We start from the raw sequence: 20,734 nt of genomic DNA on the forward strand, positions 1-20,734 counted from the left end.
TTTTAAAGACCTAAGATTTGAGAGATTATATTTCTTTGAATATCTGAGGTACCGGCATAAATAACACCCCCAACAGCATCTCTTAAGTCACGTTCTACCTCAAAATCTGTAAGATATCCAGAGCCACCATGGCATCTTATAGCATCTAAACTAGATTCTATAAAACTTTCGCTCAAATGCAATTTTAAAAGTGCCGCTTCCATCATGGCAGATTCTCCCTTACTTTTCAACCATGCAACTTTGTACAATAATAATTTGGAAGTTTCTAATCTAAGTTTCATATTGGCAATTCTATTAGATACAGATTGAAACTTTCCGATAGACTTACCAAATTGTTTTCTGTCTTTTACAAATTTAATCGTACTGTCTAATTGACGCTCCATTGCTCCAAGTTGGCTTCCTAAAATATTACATCTGTCGTATTCTAAGGAGCTAATAGTTATACTCCAACCAGCACCTTCTTTCCCCAGCCTATTTTCTTCTGGAATAAAACAATTATTAAATTCTAAATCACCAATCGGTACAGTACGCATACCCATTTTGGCCTTATTTTTACTTACGGTAACGCCTTCTGATTTTGTTTCTACAAGAAAGCCACTTACACCCCATTTTCCAAGTTTCGGATTTGTTTTAGCAAACACAAGAGCAACATCTGCAACCGGCGCCAAGGTAATTAATCGCTTACTTCCATTTAAAATATAGCCTCCTTCGACCTTTTTAGCTTGAGTTTCCATATTAAAAACATCAGATCCGGCATTAGTTTCGGTTAGCGCATGGCATCCGATTATCTCTCCTGCGGATAGTTGTTTCAAATATTTTTCTTTCTGATATTCGGTACCAAAATGTGCTATAGGTAGTTGTACAGTCCACATTTGGGCGTTTAAACTAAATGGCAGCCCATTATCTTTACACCCATAACCCAAACCTTCCATGGCTAGGGTAGCAGTTAAAATATCAATGTTATCCTTTGGCCCTCCATATTCCAGTGGACTTGCTAAACCTTGAATTCCAAATTCAGCACATTTATTCCAATCTTGTCTAGAGAAATGAAGATCCCTATCTCTCTCAGCAATATTATTGTTCAGATTATTATTTGCAAAATCAATTACATCTTGCTTTAGTTTTAACTGATCAGGTGTCCAAGATAAATCCACTATAAATATGTTTAATTAGTTAGTCGGGTAATTGCCTAGTTAAGGCATCACACTTTTACAGATATATGCTTTTCTAAAAAATGATAAGGGTTTCTAACATCGGTACTAATATTTTCTAAACGAACTTTTGTACCAACATTAAATTTATCAGCAAGTTCTAAAAACAAGCCCATTACAACTTTATCTTCCAAGGCTAATCCCGTAGAATCGAAAACTGTTCTTTGTTTTTTTAAATACTCAAATTTATCACTGTTTTGACTGATTGTTATGATGCTATCACCAATATCAATATCCTCCAATTGTTGGCTCTCTCCCTCTATTTTTGCTTGTTCTACAAAATCTGGAGAAACAAAACTGTCCTTCAATAGAGATAATGGTAGTTCTATCTTTCCTGGAAAATCAGATCCTACTGCATTAATATGAAGATGAGGCTTAGTGATAAAATCCTTAAAAAGCGGGCCTTCTCCAACGTCAATTGATGTTGCTGTGCATACGATATCACAATTCTCTAATATGTAGTTTATATTAGCTATTTCAACATTTATATCTAAATTTAAGTTTCTTATTCGGCTTTCAAAAGATATCATTGCATCTTTATCTTTATCAAATATTAATACCTGTTGTAATTTAAAATTTCTTGAAATTGCATGCAATTGCGTTACTGATTGGGCTCCACAACCTATTAATCCTAAAACTGAACTCTCAGGACTTGCTAGATATTTAGATGCCAATGCTGAAGCAGCTCCTGTGCGTAAAGCAGTGAGTAGAACACCGTCAACCAGTCCTTTTAAATGTCCAGTTCTTGTATCATATGAAGAGATGCTAGAAAGTATTGTAGGTAAATTAAACGTTTTCGGGTTTTTTGGATGGTATCCCACGATCTTAATTACTACCTCGTCATTTACCTTATGTATTGGCATCCATTCAACCAAACCAGGAAATTGTCCAGTATAATTAAAGCCCGATCTTATAGGGATAATACTTTTTTCCTTATCAAAGTTTTTAAATTCTAGAGATAAACGATTAATAAGATCATCCATGAGACGATTAAAACCGTGCTCCATCATGATAGTATTCACATCCGAAGAGGTAAGTATTAACGTGGTAGCTTTATTCATAGCAATAATTAAATAAAACCCAGCATTTAATTTTTAAAAAAAAAGCGGGAAAGTGAAAGTTATATATTTTGAAATGAAAAAAGCCAATGTTAAAAATTGTTTCGATAAGACGTAATGTTTTTGAGGTATGAGACATATGAATAACAAATAAATGGTAGTTAATCGATTTTTTAGGCGTTTTAATTTTTTAGGTCTTTTTTTTACTTTCTTTAATAAAAATAATTTGCAAATACCTTTTTTAAGTATGTCTAGAACCAACTTTAAAAGAAAAATAATAGGGCTTCTTACCATTTTTTTTCTTTTACCATTAATTGCACTTAGCCACATCCCTAATCAAAGTTATATATTCTTGAGAATTTATGAGAGCGACGGCATACATGGTAGATTTGAAATTAATACAAGAGAGATTAATAAAATCTTTAACACCAATTTTAAAGAAGGTATAACCAAAGAAGATGTTGCGCCTTACATATCACAACTACAAACTTATATGCTTCAAAATAGCGCTTTTTCATCGGGTACAGGTGAGCATGAAGTGAAATTTGGAGACTATGGTGTGTTTGATTTCAGCCTTGGTGACTTTGTTCAATTAAATTTTGTTTTGGAAAACACAAAAGTTCTACCAGATCACCTAAACGTTACTTACAGTGCAGTATTTGATAAAGACAATAAACATAGAGGATTTCTTATAACCGAATATAACTGGCGTGCTGGTGTAATTAATGATGAAAGAAATATAACACTCGATTTTGCACCATCCAGTACAGTTGGTAAAATGGATTTAACAAAATATTCAATTTGGAATGGTTTCTATGCTATGGTAAAACAGGGTGTTTGGCATATTTGGATAGGTATAGACCATATTCTCTTTCTACTGGCGCTAATACTACCCTCGGTTGTTAGAAGAAAAAATGACTCTATCTTTGGATGGGAGCCAGTAATGAAATTTAAGACGGCATTTATTTATATTATAAAAGTGGTATCGTTTTTTACAATTGCGCATACCATAACGCTTACGTTAGCTTCATTGGAAATTGTTATACTGCCTTCAAGATTGGTAGAATCTATAATCGCTTTCTCAATAGGCTTGGCCGCTTATCATAATATAAGGCCTATTTTTAAAATGAGGGATTGGGTAATAGCCTTCATTTTTGGGCTTTTTCATGGTTTTGGTTTTGCGAGCGTTTTGAGCGACCTAGGTTTAACAGGTGAGTTCTTAACGCTATCTTTACTTGGATTTAATGTTGGTGTAGAACTTGGGCAATTAGCTATTATAGCTGGTATTTTCCCATTATTATATATGGTTAGAAAACATAAAACCTATCCAAAATTTTTGGTATACGTATCCATTCTTCTTATTGTAATATCTTTATACTGGTGCGTAGAACGCGTTTTTGATATTAATTTAGGCATAGAAGATTGGTTGTTTAAAACAGCTTATAAAGCTGCTAAATTTTTAGGACTGAAATAATTACCCGACCTTTAAAGAAAAACCACCTGTTGCAGTGCGTAAAGAGAATTCCAAAACATCGTTGCTTTCTAAATGGAAGAACAGAAAAAAGGCCTCTGAAAATAAGGTTTTAGGTATTAGCAAAGCACCTAACAATTCAGTTCACCCATTATCATATGCCCAAAAAAGACTGTGGTTTTTACAACAATTATATCCTGAAAATCCCTTTTATAACCTATGCGAATACTATGTATTTGAAGGTAATTTAGATAAAGCTCGACTTAACACAAGCATCTTAACAACCTTTAAGAAGCATAGGATACTTAGTTCCTATTACAGCGCCTCGGAAGGTCTGCCTATTCTAAATATAGATACCTCTATTGAACCCCAGTTAATCTTTAAAGATCTAACTAATTTAAAACCAGCTGAAGCAGATATAAAATGCGAAGAAATGATGAGCAATGAGTCGCATAAAGCCTTTAACTTGTCAACCGCACCACTCTATAAAATTATTCTTTTTAAGTTAAATGATGAAAAGCATATCCTGTTTTTTAAATTTCATCATATTATTTCAGACCAATGGTCTATGCAAAATCTAAGATCAGAATTAGCAGAGGCCTACAAGAAACCAAATACTGAACAAGATATTGAGAACCAAGTAGACTTTATCGATTATGCATACTGGCAAAACAATAATCAAACATTTGAAGAACCACTAAGTTACTGGAAAAAAAAACTAGGAGGAGACCTGCCCAAACTAAATTTACCTTTAGACTTTAAAAGACCTTATAAGATATCATATCGAGGAGATTTTTGTTCTAAAAACATCTCTAAAGATTTAAGTTTAAAAGCCCTTAATATGGCAAAAGAACTTAGGGTAACACCTTTTGTTTTATTTTTATCAGTGTATTACTTAGTCCTGCACCTGTTTACTAAACAAGAGAAGCTTGTAATTGGAACACCTTCATCCAATCGTGACGAACATGGGTTAGATAACGCTTTTGGTTTTTTTATAGACACTCTGGTTCTAAAACAAGAAATTGATAAATCGCAATCATTCATTGCGTTTATCGAAAGTGTTAATCAAATGTTCACAGAAGCACTTTTACATAAGAGCCTTCCATTCGATATATTGATTAATGAACTAGATATTAATAGAGATTTATCAATTAACCCTGTTTTTCAAACAATGTTTGTTTATAGTTCTAAGCCCAAACTACCCGATTTTGGTGATGACTTAAAACTAGTTGAAAACTCTGAATACATTGCGAAAGTTTCAAAATTTGACCTCACTCTATTTGTTACTGAAACCAATAGTGCCATCAATGTTACTTTTGAATACAACACGGATATATTTAAAAAACAAAGTATATCTCGGTTCATAGAATATTATGAGGTTATTCTATCCACTATTTTAAACCAAAAAGAAGCAAGATTATCGGAGATGCCTTCGCGCACCGTTACAGACCATCAAATTATTCAATCCGCTATTCCGGAGTTTCAAAACGCCTTAAAAAATTATTCGGCTATACATCACATTATAGAAGAAATAGCAACCAAGACTCCTGAAACAACAGCAGTAACCTTTAAAGACATCGCTATTTCATATAAGACGCTCAATATTCAGGCAAATAATATAGCGCAGCGTATCTTAGAAACTAATTCAGAAGGACAGATTGTAGGATTGTGCATAGAAAGATCAGTTGACATGATTGTTGGCATGCTGGGTATCCTGAAAGCCGGCAAAGCTTACCTGCCTATAGATCCAGATTATCCTGTAGAGCGCATAAAGTTCATTCTTGAAGATGCTCAGGTTAAAAGTATTGTAACACAAGACCATAACACCCGACTGTTTGAAGAGCAAAACTTAAATTTTATTATTGTAGATGGAGCATTAAAACAAACAGAATGCATTATAAATCTTCCAAAAGTTGAAAAAACCGATTTAGCCTATGTCATATATACGTCAGGTAGTACAGGGCAACCCAAGGGAGTACCTATAACACATGAAAACATTATAAACTCTACTGCTGGACGACTAAATTTTTATGATAACAATCCAGATGTGTTTTTACTTATGTCTTCCATTTCTTTTGATAGCTCCAAAGCAGGTATATTTTGGACTTTATGTACTGGTGGAAATTTAGTATTAACCGAAAAGCGCATAGAACAAGACATTGATAAAATTGCGAATACTATAAGCAGTAACAATGTTACGCATACCCTAATGCTTCCTTCGCTATACCAAATAATTTTAGAAAATATAGACAATGTAAAGCTACAAAGCCTTAATACAGTGATTGTAGCTGGAGAATCCTGCTCTAAAGATTTATGTAACGCCCATTTTAATTTACTTACTAATGTTGCGCTTTACAATGAATACGGCCCAACCGAAGCCACTGTTTGGTGTATTGCCCATAAAATTAAAAAAACAGACCTACTTAAACCCCAAATACCCATAGGAAAGCCTGTTGCGAACTCAACCATATACATTTTGGATAAATCCTTGAACCAATTGCCAATAGGAGTACCGGGTGAAATATACGTAGCTGGTGCTAACCTTTCTAAAGGCTATATAAATCGTGCAGATTTAACCAACAACGTTTTTATTGATAATCCATTTATAAAACGCAATAAAATTTATAAAACGGGAGATATTGCCAAATTTGATAATGATGGAATCATTGAATTTCTTGGGAGGGCAGATCAACAAATAAAAATTAGAGGATATCGAGTTGAAATTGACGATATAGAAAACGTAATAAACAACACCCAAATCGTAGAAAAATGCGTTGTAATTGTTAAACAAAATACTAATGGAACAAAACGATTAGTTGGATATATAAAGCCTAAAAAGGCTTTTAATCAAAACGAGCTAAAAGCAGCTTTAATAAAAGAACTACCCAACTATATGATTCCAAGTAGTTTTGTTATAGTTAATAAAATTCCATTGCTCCCAAATGGTAAAGTAAACAAAAAAGCACTTGAAAATTATAAAATAGTTGAACCTGAAGGTGCTATAAAAATTCCAGAACAGCCAAAAAATGAAACAGAGCGAAAGTTATTGTCTATATGGAAAGAAGTTCTTAGCGTTGATAGCTTGAATACAGATGATAATTTCTTCGAAGTAGGCGGAGATTCAATTTTAAGTATTCAAATCATTGCTAAAGCCAGAAAGGAAGGTTTAAGCATTGCTCCAAATCAAATATTTGAACATCAAACCATATCAGAATTGGCGATGTTTGTATCTTCTCATGATTTAGTTAACAGCAGAAACGAATCTATCACTTCAGGCAAAATTCCGCTATTACCTATTCAAAAGTGGTTTTTCGAAACTCATAAAAATGCTCCTGAATATTGGAATCAAGGGTTTAATATTAAAGGAATTCCTGATAACATTGATGCCGTTTTTTTGGAGCAGCTAACAAAAAAACTCATTGGTAGCCATGATGCACTTCGTTCTAGTTTTTCAAAAGAAAATTCAGAATGGTACGCTACTATTTTAACTCCTGAAGACACCGAGCCATTTATTGAAATTAATCTTTCAAGCGAAAATGCTGCAAACTATAATTTAAAAATTGAAGAGAGCTTAAAGGAAATTCAAGAGGGTATTAAGCTCGAAAAGGGCTCATTATTCAAATGTATTTATTTTAATACCGGAAAGTCAAAAAGCAGTTGTATTGTGCTTCTTGCGCATCATTTAGTAATCGACTTTGTATCATGGCAAATAGTTTTAGATTATTATACTGAATCATTACTAACGGTTCAAGCAAAAACAATCATCAATACGTCTTCTATAAAAACATGGGGAGATTATTTAGAAAACCTTGCAGAATCAAACGCTATTCAAAATGAATTAAGTTACTGGAAAGAAGCATCACTACATCAAAATAAACTACCAAAAGACTTTGAGTGTACGTTGCCAATATTGGAAAAAGATATTAACCATGTAAATACCAAAATAGATAAAAGCCTAACGCAAAACTTAATAAATAAGGCTAACGAAGCATACAATACTAAAATAGATGAGCTACTTTTAACTGCCTTTACTAGTGTATTACTAGATTGGACAAATCATGAAATCGCCTCTATAAGCATAGAAAAACACGGGCGGGAAACTGGTGATACAAATATAGACTTGTCTAATACAATTGGATGGTTTACTTCTTTTTTTCCAAAACTAATAACGCTGAACAGCAACAATGATTTGGGGGCCAATATTATTGCAGTAAAAGAACAGGTAAGAAAAATTCCTAATGGTGGTTTAGGTTATGGTGTACTAAGGTATTTTACATCTCAACTTGACGCTGCGGAATACCCTGAAATTGTATTTAACTACCTTGGCCATCAGTCTACAAAAAATTCGAACATTGAATTTTTATCTAAGCACGTTAGGCACCCTTTTAGCGAAAGGCATTATTTTATTGAAGTGAATGCTCTAATAAAAAACGGTTACTTGAATATAGACTGGAGTTATGCCAAAAACGCATTTAATAGAGATACCATAAAACTATTGATTAATAAATTCGAGGAAACACTTCATAAAATTGTCGATCATTGCGTAAACAGCAACGACATTAAATATACACCTTCTGATTTTAAAGATGTGGATTTAGATCAAGATGATTTAGATACGCTACTAAATGATCTTAATTTATAAAAGCAAACAGTATATAAGAAAAAAAGTGCTTATGAATGATAATATAGCTGAAAAAAATAAGATACAAGCTATTTACCCCCTAACTACAATGCAGCAGGGTATACTTTTTCATCATCTAACGGTGAAAGATGATCAAGGGTTTTTAAATGTTCAATCCATGATTGATGGAGATTTGAATATTGACCTCTTGAAAGCATCTTGGGATTTGGCTATTAAAAGACATGAAGTATTAAGAACATCGGTACACTGGGAAAAAATAAAGAGCCCCGTACAAATAGTTAAACCCAAAAGTACTGCCAACTGGAACCTTATAGATTGGAGTGCATTACATGAAGATTCACAATTAGAGAAATTATCAGAACTTAAAATTGATAAAAAGAAAAAAGGTGTTAATTTCCAAAAACAACCATTATCAGAACTAACCCTAATAAAAACCAAAAAGGATAGATATATTTTAGTTTGGTCCTGCCACCATTTATTATTGGATGGTTGGTCTTCAAGTATTATTTTAAAAGACGTATTTTCATTTTATAAGGCTGCTTTAAACAATGAAAATGCAACATTGGAAAGTGTTCCTAAATACAAATCCTATCTTAACTATTTAAAACAAATAGACTTAAATGAGGCAAGACAGTTTTGGGTAGATACTTTTGTAGATTTTAAAGCCGAACCGCTCTTTAATCCAACTCAATTTAAAACTGAAAACCTAATAGCAAGCGAGATTTTGCTTTCAGATGATGTTGTTAGAAAAACCCAGGATTTGGCAAAATCCTATCAAGTATCTCCCAACACACTATTTCAAGGTATTTGGGCAGTTATATTAGCAAAGTGTTTTAATAGTAATGATGTTTGTTTTGGAAATACTGTTTCAGGAAGATCAGGTAATTTCCCCAATATAGAATTAATGGCTGGCATGTTTGCCAATGTACTTCCTTTAAGAGCTGCACTACAAGAACATATACAAATAAAAAATTGGCTAAAGGACATCCAAAAGCAACAATTAAATGCCAGAAAGTTCGAACATTGCAGCATTAGCGAAATTTCTGAATGGATCGGGAATTCCAAAAACAATCTTTTTAACAGCCTTTTTATATTTGAAAATTTTCCTTGGAAAGATATAAATGCAGGAAATATAAAAGTTCATAGTTCGGAAAGTGGCATTACCACAACCTATCCTCTAACGCTAATTGTGAGAGCTTTAGAAACCATTGAAATACATTTGTTAAGTGATAGTTCGTTATTTCCAAAAAACATTAATTCCTGGATTTTAAATAGGTTTGAGGAGATAATTAACCTGCTGTATGAACTACAGGATGTTGCTGTGGTTTCACTATTAAAAAGTATAAAATCTATAAACAACAATCTACAAAATGATGTAGCACATATATCTGAACGTGGTTTAGACCTAAAAGCGCCCAAAAATAAAATAGAACTAGAATTATTAAAGATTTGGGAAATGATTTTAGATAATAACAATATAAGTGTTCAAGACAATTTTTTTGAAATTGGCGGAAAATCATTAATGGTTGTTAAAATGTTCACGCTTATTGAAAAAAGACTTAAAATAAAAGTATCTCCAATTAGCCTTTTAGAACATCCGACAATAGAAAAATTATCAAAATTCCTGGCAAACGAAGATCCAAAAGCATCATGGCAGTATGTAGTGCCTATAAAAGCAAAAGGAGATAAAACGCCTTTGTTCTGTATTCATGGTGGTGGTGCATATGTTTTCTTTTTTAATCCTGTTGCAAATGCACTTGAAAAGGACAGGCCTGTTTATGCCATACAACCTTCTGGAATTAACGGGGGAACAAAAATGCACATGAGCATTCAAGAGATGGCTATGGATTATGCTAGAGAAATTAAGGACGTACAGCCTATAGGGCCTTACAATTTGCTTGTGTACTGTTTTAGTCCTGCAGTAGGCATAGAAATAGCCCATATTTTTAAGAGCAAAGGCGAAGAGACAAATTTAATAGTGGTAGACAGTATTATAAAGCAAGAAGATTTTACAGATCCTACACGTATAAAGATGCGTATATCTGGATTTCTTAACCGCTTAAAAAAGAATCCCGTTAATGCCCTTAAATTTATGATTTTAAATAATTATGAAAAATTTTTGGAACCCATAGTCATTAAATTATTTGCTTCAAAAACCAAAAAAGATTTAGAAAACACCAAGCAAAATCTAGTACGAATTTACAAGAAGTATCAATGGGATAAAAAACACCCAGGCCCAATCACGCTAATTCTAACTGATAAACCCGACCCCAAGCTAAATCCTGCATATATTAGTGCTTGGGAAGGTATTACCCTTCAAAAAATTAATACGCGTAAAACAAAAGGACATCACCATCAATTGTTTAGCTCGCCTTATGCTGAAATAATGGCTGATAAAATAGAAAAAGCAATTATTGAAAGTACCTAAAAATAGATAAATGGCTCATATTTCTTTAATAATGACTGGGCTTACCGGAAATTTACATGCAAGTCTTGAATTAGCTTCTCGTTTAAAAAACGAAGGTCATAAAATCACATATTTTGCAATAAGAGACGTTAAAAGTATAACAGAACAGTATGACTACAATTATGTTCAACTTCCAGAAATAGTACATTCTATAACTATTGAAGATTTAGGTTGCCCAAAACAGTCTTCATGGTTAAAACGATTTCTTTTCCATAAAAAAAACAAGGCTACGATTTACAAAAAAGCACAAGAATTACTGAAACTTAATCAATTTAAAACAATAATAAAATCTGGAAAACCTGACATTGTGATTGTTGATAGAGAACTCCATGAAATAATCTTCACCGTTCAGGCTTTAAAAATTCCTTTTATAATAAGTACAACGTGGTTTTCAAATAAAATGAGTTCTCAACTTCCTCCTTTAAGAACTAGTATTATACCTAACGTAGGTTTTAATGGAAAGCCACCAATAATCTTGATACATTGGTATATTATTAAATTAAAAGTAATTGCGAGAATTATGTTAAATCAGGCTCTATTTAAAGATTATAGAAGAAAAGCTTTACTTAAATACGCAAAAAAAAATAAGTTTCCATTACATAATATAATTGCGAGTAATTTGCCTGATTTATTTGCTTATAAGGATCTTACAACATTAAGCATGACAATGCAAGAAATGGACTTTAAGCATGTGCCATATAAAAAGATGCATTACTATGGGCCAATGGTATTTGAAGAGCGAAATAAAAGCAGTTATACTGAAGATAAAAATCATCTGCTTAAACTATTCAGTGAAAAAAAATCAAACAATAAAAAACTAATTTTGTGCTCGGTAAGCACCCTTGTGTCTGGCGATACAAACTTTTTAAAAAATTTAATTAAAGCGGTCGCAAAGGAAAGTAATTGGATTTTAATAATTACTCTTGGCGATAAAATTGACAAAACAAAGTTTACAAGCGTACCAGAGAATGTACACCTTTTTAACTGGGTGCCACAATTAGAAATCTTAAAACACGCAGATGTAAATATAAACCACGGTGGAATTAACAGCATTAACGAATGCATCCACTTTAAAGTACCTATGTTAGTTTATTCAGGCAAAAAATTTGACCAAAATGGTTGTGCTGCGCGCGTTCATTATTATGGCCTAGGGATTTCTGGTGACAAGGATATAGATGGCTCTAAAGAAATTAAAGAAAAATTGAAAAAAATATTCTCTGATGGCGCGTTTGAAAAAAACATGACCACTTACCATGAAATATACTTAAAGTATCGAGAAAAACGAATCTCTGATATCTTTCCATTAAACTGAATTGCAAACACGAATTACAACGAAGCCAAATGACAAGCATTCCAAATAATGCATTTAAAACCTTGGAAAAACAAGTCCATATTTGGGTGGTTAATCTCAAAAATTCTGAAAAAGATGTGCCCTTTTTCCGTAGTTTGTTATCTGAAGAAGAGCTAAACAAGGCATTAGCATTTCGATATAAAAAAGACGAAACTTGTGCCATTATCACCAGAGGAGTGTTACGCTTTTTATCAGAAAAATATTTATCAATACCATCAAACAAACTTCAGTTTAAATATGGAGCATATGGGAAGCCAGAATACAATTTAAACTCTCGCTTAAAGTTTAACGTCTCGCATGCTGCTAATTATGCTGTATTAGGGTTTGTAAATAATTATGATTTTGGCATTGATGTGGAGTATGTAAAAAGAAATTTTGATGTTTTAGATATTGCAGATAATTATTTTTCCAAACAAGAAAAAAGGGCATTACATAAAATTCCGGAAAATCAACAAACCGAAGCGTTTTTTAGAGGTTGGACCAGAAAAGAAGCTTTTATAAAAGCTAAATCCCAAGGCTTGTCTTTTCCATTAGATGCTTTTTCAATTTCTATAGACTCTGATGAAAACGCGACATTATATGAAACTGCATGGAATAAAAGCGAGAAAAACCTTTGGCGCATTGTTCCTTTTGAGACTCATATAGACTATAAAGCTGCTTTTGCAGTAAAGGGAAAGATAGATGGTATTAAGTATTTTGAGTTTGACTTAAGATGTATCGCTAACATTTAATCACTTCCCAATACAATATTTAACTACCCTTGTATTCATTGGTGCTATTGTATTTGGGCAACAAATAGCATACAAAAAATGGATAATAAGAGAAGATTAGTAACAACTATTAATAAATAGAGCAACAAATATAGCATAAAAAAAACCGCTCGATTAGAGCGGTTTCCAAATAAAAACACCAAGCATTAATTAGCTGTACCAGAGCCTAAATAAATACTGTTTGATACTTGACTACCATCAGCAGAAATAAAAGCCATAAATAGCTCTACTGTATCTCCTGCATAAGTTGTTGGGATTGGAATAATTTGAGAACCTACTGTTCTGTCTGCTCCATCAAGTAAAGAAATGGATTCCTTTTTTGAAGGATTGTAAACCAATAACATCGCCTTGTCAGTAGCATTTGCGTTACCTTCAGCAGAGTTATCATCCCAACCAAACGTTACTTCTCCAGCAGTTGCTAAATCAGTCGTTGGGTTTAGCACACCAGATAAACCTCCTCGACTTACTAAAGCGTTCGGATAGTCAACAACAAAGTTAGGTTCAGTACCTGTAATAGCATTATTCAATACATACGACATTGCAGCATTAAATTCTGTTTTCTTAACAGCTAACCCTTTATATCCTAACTTAATAAAAGGCTTTACAGCCTGTAAAAATTCTAAAGTGGCAGTAAACTTGGTTCTTTGGTTTACTTGACCAACAGTTCTTGGATTGGCTACACTTGAAGGTTTAATTCTAATGTAATCAATTCCTTTCCAGCTTCCACCGATAACGTTACCAACCTTACCTGAAAGACCTCCTAAAATACCTTGAGCAATTTTACCCATAACATAAATAATTTAAATGAAACATAATTTTCTTCGGACTTGGTACGGACTTAACACGAAGTTGTACCTTCCGCTGAAATATATGGCAAGTTTTATGCTATTCTTTTGATATGGATTTTGTTGCTTTAGATTGCTTCTTTTTGCATTTTAGAAAATAAACTTTGGATATATGATACTTTCAAATCTGCCATTTTTGAAATAATTTTATGAAGCTCCTTTTCCTTTTTATTAATTGCTGACACAATATTAATATGTTTTTGCAACTGAATTGCATCATAAAACAATGAGCTGTAGCTGTTTTTCAAAGTGTTCCTACAAGCATCTATTGAAATAAACGGAATAACACTACCTTTTAAATAGTAAGCGTAAAAACCGCCTATTTGCAACATCATAGATAAGTGAAAAAGTGTGTGTTTTACCTCTTCTGTTGTAGTAGTGACAACGAAACAGTTAGCACAGGATTTTAAGAGTGGTTTTCCGCTGTTTAGACCTTTGTTTAGAATGAAAAAATGAGGGTTCGAGTAAGTCTTTCCGACTTGGTGTGTTTTTAGTTCAAAAGTTGACATAGCTATCCAATTTAAAATTGCTTCGCTACGCTTCGCGCCATTATTTTTTTTGAAAAGAAAAAAGATAGCCATAGTTGTTGTGGCGTGGGTAAGGCTGTCAAGGTTTTTGGATAAAAGTTTTTTGAGTTGAATGTCTAAATCAAAAGAAAAAGGGTATTGAAAAAAAGTTTTATTCAAAACCCGTAGGGCTTGACCTTTATAGCCTTGTGCGGTTGGCAGAGGTAGCCACATATATTTGCCATTTTTTTTTATTTTAATATTTCAAATCGGTTTAAACTTGATTCAATTTACTTTTAACTTTTCTGGGGAATTAACACTTAAAAAAATAGGTTTCAGTTCGTATTTGAGCGTTGGATGAAGCGTTTGTATATGTAGCGTTTTAAATAGTTGTTTGATAAAACAGCATTTAAACAAGCTACTTATACAGGACTTTTAGACAATAGCTTATTGCTTTTTTGAGGCACGATAAAAAGTAATGTGCTATGGCGTATTACTACATATTCTAAACCTATTTTTTTATATCCTATTTCTTGGGTGGTGGGGAAAAGTGGTCTTTAATATTTGTTAACGAAATGAGACAAACAAAGACTTGAGGTAAGGAATACTTGGACTTAACGATGGTTTTGTGCAGTTGAATGAGATAACGAATATTATAATAAATTAACGTTACCCTTTGAATGTTCGACTGTTTAATGTTTGTTCAAAATGTAGTTAGAAGTTCGGATGTGAGCGTTGGAATAGCGGATATTTTACATAATAACAGTTATAGCGACGAAAATATAATAACACGCCGTAGGCAACCTCTGAAAGGATTTTTGCTCCTATAACTTCTATTATGTAACATAGCTTGGGATTGGTTTTGTGGCGTAATAATTGTTTGAGCGTTGGCAATGGCTCTTTGCTTTTTTATTGTACCAATTTTATAAAATAACGACGTTTAAATAAAACAAGCAATGTGCCATTATAGCGTTGGCTACAAGTATTATGACATAAAACCAATTATGCATTGGCGCGCGGAACAACACAAAAGACAGAGGATTTTGAGGTACGAAAAAACTGGGTTTTGGGTTGTGGGGAATAAAAAAGAGCCTTCCGAAAAAGACTCTTTCATTATTGCTTAATGGTCGTGATTTGAATGGTCATCACTTTCTTCTTCACCAGATTGATTCATCATCATTTCGTGGTCGTATTTACAACAACCTGGTAAACCATCATATGCTTCTTCATCACCTGCTACTTTTTCGGTATCATATCCTGAAGCTGCGATTGCTTTATGGATTGCCATTGCATCGGTTTTTGTATCATCAAAAGACACATCAATCTTCTTTTTATCGACATCCCAATTAGCACTTGCAACACCTTCAACACCGTTAGCTGCTTTTTCGATAGTGTTTTTACACATTCCGCAATTTCCTCTTACACCAAAAGACAGGTCTGTCATTGCCATATCTTTTGACATTTCAGTAGTTGTGGTTTCTGTTTCTTTTTTGGTTTCGTTTTTACAACTTGTTAAACCTAATGCTGCTATTACAGCTACACTTAAAATTACTTTTTTACTCACGTCGATTACATTTTTGTTTTTGTGTACGTGATTTTTCTTTGAAAAATTCATTGTTTAAAATTTAATTGTTATTACTTGATTTATTATTCTATTACTTGTTTTACTTCACCACAGGTTAGCATTGCTTCGCCAAAGTATGGATTGATTACTTTTTCTTCTTTGCTTAACCAATAAGCACCATTATTGTTATCTGCCATTGGACAAAATTCTACATAGACCTTTTCATTGATACCAAATAGTTGTACAGCATTGATTAGATGTGATGATAAATGTTTAAAATGGTCTCTTTGTGATTTTATATCGGACGTTTCAGAAATTGAAGTTGCAGAAGATTTTATTTCGCCTTCTAATGACATCCAATGGTTATGCGCCTTATTATCTGACAACAATTTCATATCTACTTTGTTCAATTTATTTAATAAAGTTGTTGCGTTTGCTGAAGTACTTATTGAATCTTCTTTTACTAAAGCATCTTTTAAATTGATATACGCATTGTAAACACTATTTAACTGTTGTTGAAATTTCTCTGATACTTCCAAACGCTCATTCATATTAGTGTGGTCACTTTCTTTGTTAGATGCATTGTTATCCATACCTAAATGACCTTCGTGTCCAGTCATTACTTTACCACCATCTTTATTCATCATAGACTTTTTGCCTTGTAATTGTGCTGCTGCATCAACCGTAAATGTTCCGTTAGTCACTATTTCATTTCCAACAAATAAACCTTCTACAACTTCATATTCATTACCAATTTGATTGCCTAATTTAATTTCACGCATTTCAAAAATAGGTTGGTCTGGATTTGTTTTAAGGTACACCACAGAACGTTCACCTGTCCATAATAAAGAAGATGCAGGAATTGATAATACTTCATCATTTTTAGCTGTACTGCCTTCAATATTTGCGGTTACAAACATTCCTGGTTTAAATACATCGTCCTTATTGCTTAAAACAACACGTAAGGTTACAGTTCTTGTTTTCGTGTTTAAAACTGGGTCAATGAAATCAACTTTACCTTTAAACTCTTTATTAGGATAAGCATTGGTTGTTATCATCACTTCCTGTCCTTTTTTAAAGCGGTCAATCTGATTTTCATACACATCAAAGTTTCCCCAAACTGTGTTGAGATTGGCAATTTTTAATAAGGGTTGTCCTTGTTTGATGTAATCGCCTTGCTCTACCAATTTTTCTGTAACAGTACCCGAAACGGTTGCATAAACAGGAAAGTTTTCTTTTACTTTTCCTGTTTCTTCAATCTGGTTGATTTGATTTTCAGAGAGTTTCCATAATTTCAATTTATTACGGACTGCTTTGTATAAAGCAGGTTGAGATTCTTTTAAAGAAGCTGCTGTGATTAATTCTTGTTGTGCTGCATAGAGTTCTGGCGAATAAATGGTTGCCAATAATTGACCTTTACGAACTTCTTCGCCTGTAAAACTCACATTCAAACGTTCAATTCTTCCAGCGAAATAACTTACCTGTACTGCATTGGCTTCTTCGTTTTCAGCAATTTTACCAGATAACTTTATGGTGTTGCCTTCAACATTTCCCTTGCCTACAACAGTTGTTTGAATATTGGCTAATGCCATCGCATTTTCTGTTAGTTTAAATTGGTCTGCCATTAAGCCATCACTTCCGCTTTCCGCAGGAATTAAATCCATACCACAAATGGGGCAGTCGCCTGGCTCTGGTTGCATAATCTGTGGATGCATAGAACACGTCCACATTTGATTGGTTGCTGCAACCGCATCGTGATTATGGTCTATTTCTTCATTTGATGAGCCACCAAAAAGCAACCAACCCAATAACACACCTACTACGAGTATGCCAATATATATGACTATTTTATTATTTTTCATTCTCTAATCGTTTTATCATTGCTTTCATTTCTTCTATTTCTTTACGTTGTGCTTTTATAATGTCTTCTGCTAATTTTTTAACTTCTGGGTCTTGAATATCTGCTCTTTCACTTGTTAAAATAGCGATAGAATGATGTGGTATCATTGCTTTCATCCAAAGGACATCACCAATAATTGGTGCTTGTGTTCTCACCAACCCTAATGCACCTACAAACAGAATGAAACTACTTGCGAGTATTGCGATATTCTTCTTTTTATCATTATACATTTTTCGCATAAAAAACCACATTATTACTGCCATTGTTGAAATTCCTAAACACGTCATATAGAATCGTGTTAAACTAAACCATACGTGGTCTATGGAATAGGTGTTTAAATACATTGTGATGTACATTGCTACAAATGAGCAAGCCAACATTATAAAGAAGGTTTTGTAATTTCCTTTGTTTGAGTGTTTTTTTGAATTTTCCATAATTATTTGATTTTATAGTTATACTTTAATTGTTCTTAATCGTAGTGCGTTACCTATTACCGAAACCGAACTAAAACTCATTGCTAAAGCTGCTATCATTGGCGAGAGTAGTATTCCGAAGAATGGAAACAACACACCTGCTGCAATAGGCACACCTAAAGTGTTGTAGATAAGTGCAAAAAATAGGTTTTGCTTAATGTTCTTCATTACAGCATTACTTAAATTTTTTGCTTTTACAATACCGTGTAAATCGCCTTTTACGAGTGTTATCATAGCACTTTCTATCGCTACATCTGTTCCCGTACCCATTGCAATACCTACATCACTTTTTGCCAATGCTGGTGCATCATTAATGCCATCACCTGCCATAGCAACTACTTTTCCATTTTTTTGTAGTTTCTCTACTTCTTTGAGTTTGTCTTCTGGTAGCATACTGGCTTTAAAATCTGCAAGATTTAGTTCTGATGCTACTGCTTGTGCTGTATTGTGATTATCACCTGTTAGCATTATTACATCTATCCCTTTATCTTGAAGTGCTTTAATGGCTTTAGCACTTGTTTCTTTTATTTTATCGCCTATAACTACATATCCAACTACGGTTTCATCTATTGACAAATAAGAAACTGTTTTACCCTGTTCTTGGTAAGATTTAGCTTCGTCTTTCATTTTAGAAGTAATATCCGCTTTAGCATATTCCATCATTTTAGGATTACCTAATGCTACATTTTTTCCATCAATTTTAGCTTCAACACCTTTTCCTGTAACAGCACTAAAATCTTCGGACTTTAAAATTTCTGCGTTGTGTTCTTTGCCATATTTAACTGTCGCTTCTGCCAAAGGATGTTCGCTATTTGTATTTAATGACACGATGTATTGTAACACTTCTTTTTCGCTTAAAGCATCATTAAAAGCTCCAACGGTTTCAACTGTTGGTTTTCCTTCGGTAATTGTTCCTGTCTTGTCAACGATAAGCGTATTTACCTTATCCATTTTTTCAAGAGCTTCAGCATTTTTAATCAATACACCATTTTGAGCACCTTTACCCACACCAACCATTACAGACATTGGTGTTGCTAAACCTAAAGCACAAGGACAAGCAATGATTAGTACTGCAATTGCATTGACAAACGCATACACATAAACTGGTTCTGGTCCCCAAATAGACCATACAATAAATGTGATAATAGAAATAAGAACTACAACTGGCACAAAATAGCCTGAAACTTTATCTGCTAAATTTTGAATAGGTGCACGACTTCTACTGGCATCATTAACCATATGAATGATTTGTGATAATAAAGTGTCACTTCCTACCTTTTCTGCTTTCATTAAAAAGGATTGATTCCCATTAATGGTTCCGCTACTTACTTTATCTTCTTGAGATTTGTTTACAGGAATAGGTTCGCCTGTAATCATAGATTCATCAATAGTTGTTTCGCCTTCAGTTATCACACCATCCACAGGAATTTTATCTCCTGGTTTCACTTTTAGAATATCATTAAGTTCTATCTCGTCAATACTGACTTCAACTTCTTCACCATCTACTATTTTTATGGCTTTATTAGGTGCTAATTTCAACAGTTCTTTTACTGCCGAATTGGTTTTACTATGTGCACGAGCTTCTAACAATTGACCTAAAAGCACTAACGTTAAAATCACAGTTGCTGCTTCAAAATAGACGTGAACTGCACCTGATTCTGTTTTAAATTGACTTGGAAATACGTCTGGAAAGAACATACCAAAAACACTAAACGACCACGCCACACCTGCACCAATCCCAATAAGTGTAAACATATTGAGATTCCAAGTCTTAATGCTTTTATAGGCACGTTCAAAGAACATCCAAGTGGCATAAAACACTACTGGAATTGATAATGCAAACTGAATCCAGTTCCAATATTTCTGTTCCATTATATCGTACAACGGATTGTTATTGAGCATTTCGCTCATAGCCATTAAGAAAATGGGCAAGGTAAATGCTGTGGCAATCCAAAATTTCTTTAATAGCTTTTTATACGTTTTTTCTTCTGCTGAACTATCTGCTTCCATTGGCACTAAATCCATCCCACAAATAGGACACGAACCTGCTTCTTCTTTTACAATTTCTGGATGCATCGGACACGTCCATTGTTCCTTTGAAGTTGCTGATAGATTTTGTTCTTCCACCAAATCCATTCCGCAAACAGGACAATCACCTGGTTTGTTATAGATTTTATCGCCTTCGCAATGCATAGGACAATAAAATGTGCCTGTACCTTTAGGTTGCTTTTCCTTTTTAGCTTCTGAATGCTGATGGTGTTCACCTTGTTTATGAATGCTATATCTGCCATCATCCTTTTTTAAAGCTTCCTGAAATGTTTCAATGGGAATATGGGATTCCATTTCAATAATAGCTTCTGCATTTTCCAAATTAACAGCAACATTGGAAACGTCTTTCACTTTAGAAAGTGTTTTTTCTACGTGACCTCTACAACCGTTACAGGTCATACCTTGTATGTAATATGTATGTTTCATT

13 protein-coding genes are annotated in these 20,734 nt (G+C 33.5%); 5 read left to right on the forward strand and 8 right to left on the reverse strand.

What is annotated here, in order from left to right; all coding sequences use genetic code 11:
• Positions 1-2 precede the first annotated feature (2 nt).
• Positions 3-1,154 carry an acyl-CoA dehydrogenase family protein gene (locus tag BMY39_RS13580; RefSeq protein ID WP_092580610.1) on the reverse strand — a complete coding sequence of 384 codons (1,152 nt, stop codon included), beginning with the start codon at positions 1,152-1,154 and terminating at the stop codon, positions 3-5.
• 47 nt (positions 1,155-1,201) lie between these two features.
• Positions 1,202-2,272: an ornithine cyclodeaminase family protein gene (locus BMY39_RS13585; RefSeq protein ID WP_092580612.1), complete on the reverse strand. Its 1,071-nt coding sequence runs from the start codon at positions 2,270-2,272 to the stop codon at positions 1,202-1,204.
• 244 nt (positions 2,273-2,516) lie between these two features.
• Here BMY39_RS13585 and BMY39_RS13590 point away from each other — a divergent pair, with 244 nt between their 5' ends.
• The 5 genes from BMY39_RS13590 to BMY39_RS13610 are packed head-to-tail and all read left to right on the forward strand — an operon-like array spanning position 2,517 to position 12,931.
• Positions 2,517-3,743, forward strand: coding sequence for a HupE/UreJ family protein (locus BMY39_RS13590; RefSeq protein ID WP_177176610.1), 1,227 nt, complete (start codon positions 2,517-2,519; stop codon positions 3,741-3,743).
• Between the two features lie 34 nt (positions 3,744-3,777).
• Positions 3,778-8,382, forward strand: coding sequence for a non-ribosomal peptide synthetase (locus BMY39_RS13595; RefSeq protein WP_092580616.1), 4,605 nt, complete (start codon positions 3,778-3,780; stop codon positions 8,380-8,382).
• A 31-nt stretch (positions 8,383-8,413) separates the two neighbouring features.
• Positions 8,414-10,810 carry a condensation domain-containing protein gene (locus tag BMY39_RS13600; protein WP_177176611.1) on the forward strand — a complete coding sequence of 799 codons (2,397 nt, stop codon included), beginning with the start codon at positions 8,414-8,416 and terminating at the stop codon, positions 10,808-10,810.
• 10 nt (positions 10,811-10,820) lie between these two features.
• Positions 10,821-12,161 (forward strand): nucleotide disphospho-sugar-binding domain-containing protein, encoded by a 1,341-nt coding sequence (locus BMY39_RS13605; protein WP_092580620.1) that lies wholly within the window; start codon positions 10,821-10,823, stop codon positions 12,159-12,161.
• Positions 12,162-12,190: 29 nt separating this feature from the next.
• Positions 12,191-12,931 carry a 4'-phosphopantetheinyl transferase family protein gene (locus BMY39_RS13610; RefSeq protein ID WP_092580622.1) on the forward strand — a complete coding sequence of 247 codons (741 nt, stop codon included), beginning with the start codon at positions 12,191-12,193 and terminating at the stop codon, positions 12,929-12,931.
• A gap of 185 nt (positions 12,932-13,116) precedes the next feature.
• Here BMY39_RS13610 and BMY39_RS13615 read toward each other — a convergent pair whose 3' ends face one another.
• The 6 genes from BMY39_RS13615 to BMY39_RS13640 form a co-directional block, all read right to left on the reverse strand.
• Positions 13,117-13,758, reverse strand: coding sequence for a DUF6266 family protein (locus BMY39_RS13615; RefSeq protein WP_013622785.1), 642 nt, complete (start codon positions 13,756-13,758; stop codon positions 13,117-13,119).
• A 125-nt stretch (positions 13,759-13,883) separates the two neighbouring features.
• Positions 13,884-14,555: a DUF6943 family protein gene (locus BMY39_RS13620; RefSeq protein WP_245738297.1), complete on the reverse strand. Its 672-nt coding sequence runs from the start codon at positions 14,553-14,555 to the stop codon at positions 13,884-13,886.
• An 886-nt stretch (positions 14,556-15,441) separates the two neighbouring features.
• The gene (locus BMY39_RS13625; RefSeq protein WP_092580624.1) at positions 15,442-15,936 is read right to left on the reverse strand and encodes a heavy-metal-associated domain-containing protein; all 495 of its coding nucleotides are present in this window, start codon (positions 15,934-15,936) and stop codon (positions 15,442-15,444) included.
• Positions 15,937-15,968: 32 nt separating this feature from the next.
• Positions 15,969-17,747 (reverse strand): efflux RND transporter periplasmic adaptor subunit, encoded by a 1,779-nt coding sequence (locus tag BMY39_RS13630; protein WP_092580626.1) that lies wholly within the window; start codon positions 17,745-17,747, stop codon positions 15,969-15,971.
• The gene (locus tag BMY39_RS13635) at positions 17,737-18,219 is read right to left on the reverse strand and encodes a DUF305 domain-containing protein (RefSeq protein ID WP_027879803.1); all 483 of its coding nucleotides are present in this window, start codon (positions 18,217-18,219) and stop codon (positions 17,737-17,739) included. The genes BMY39_RS13630 and BMY39_RS13635 overlap by 11 nt, the downstream gene beginning before the upstream one ends.
• Positions 18,220-18,237: 18 nt before the next feature.
• On the reverse strand, positions 18,238-20,733 hold the full coding sequence (locus tag BMY39_RS13640) for a heavy metal translocating P-type ATPase (protein ID WP_092580628.1): 2,496 nt from the start codon (positions 20,731-20,733) through the stop codon (positions 18,238-18,240).
• Between the last annotated feature and the right edge of the window lies 1 nt (position 20,734).

It is taken from the genome of Hyunsoonleella jejuensis (genome assembly GCF_900111025.1).
Classification (GTDB): domain Bacteria; phylum Bacteroidota; class Bacteroidia; order Flavobacteriales; family Flavobacteriaceae; genus Jejuia; species Jejuia jejuensis.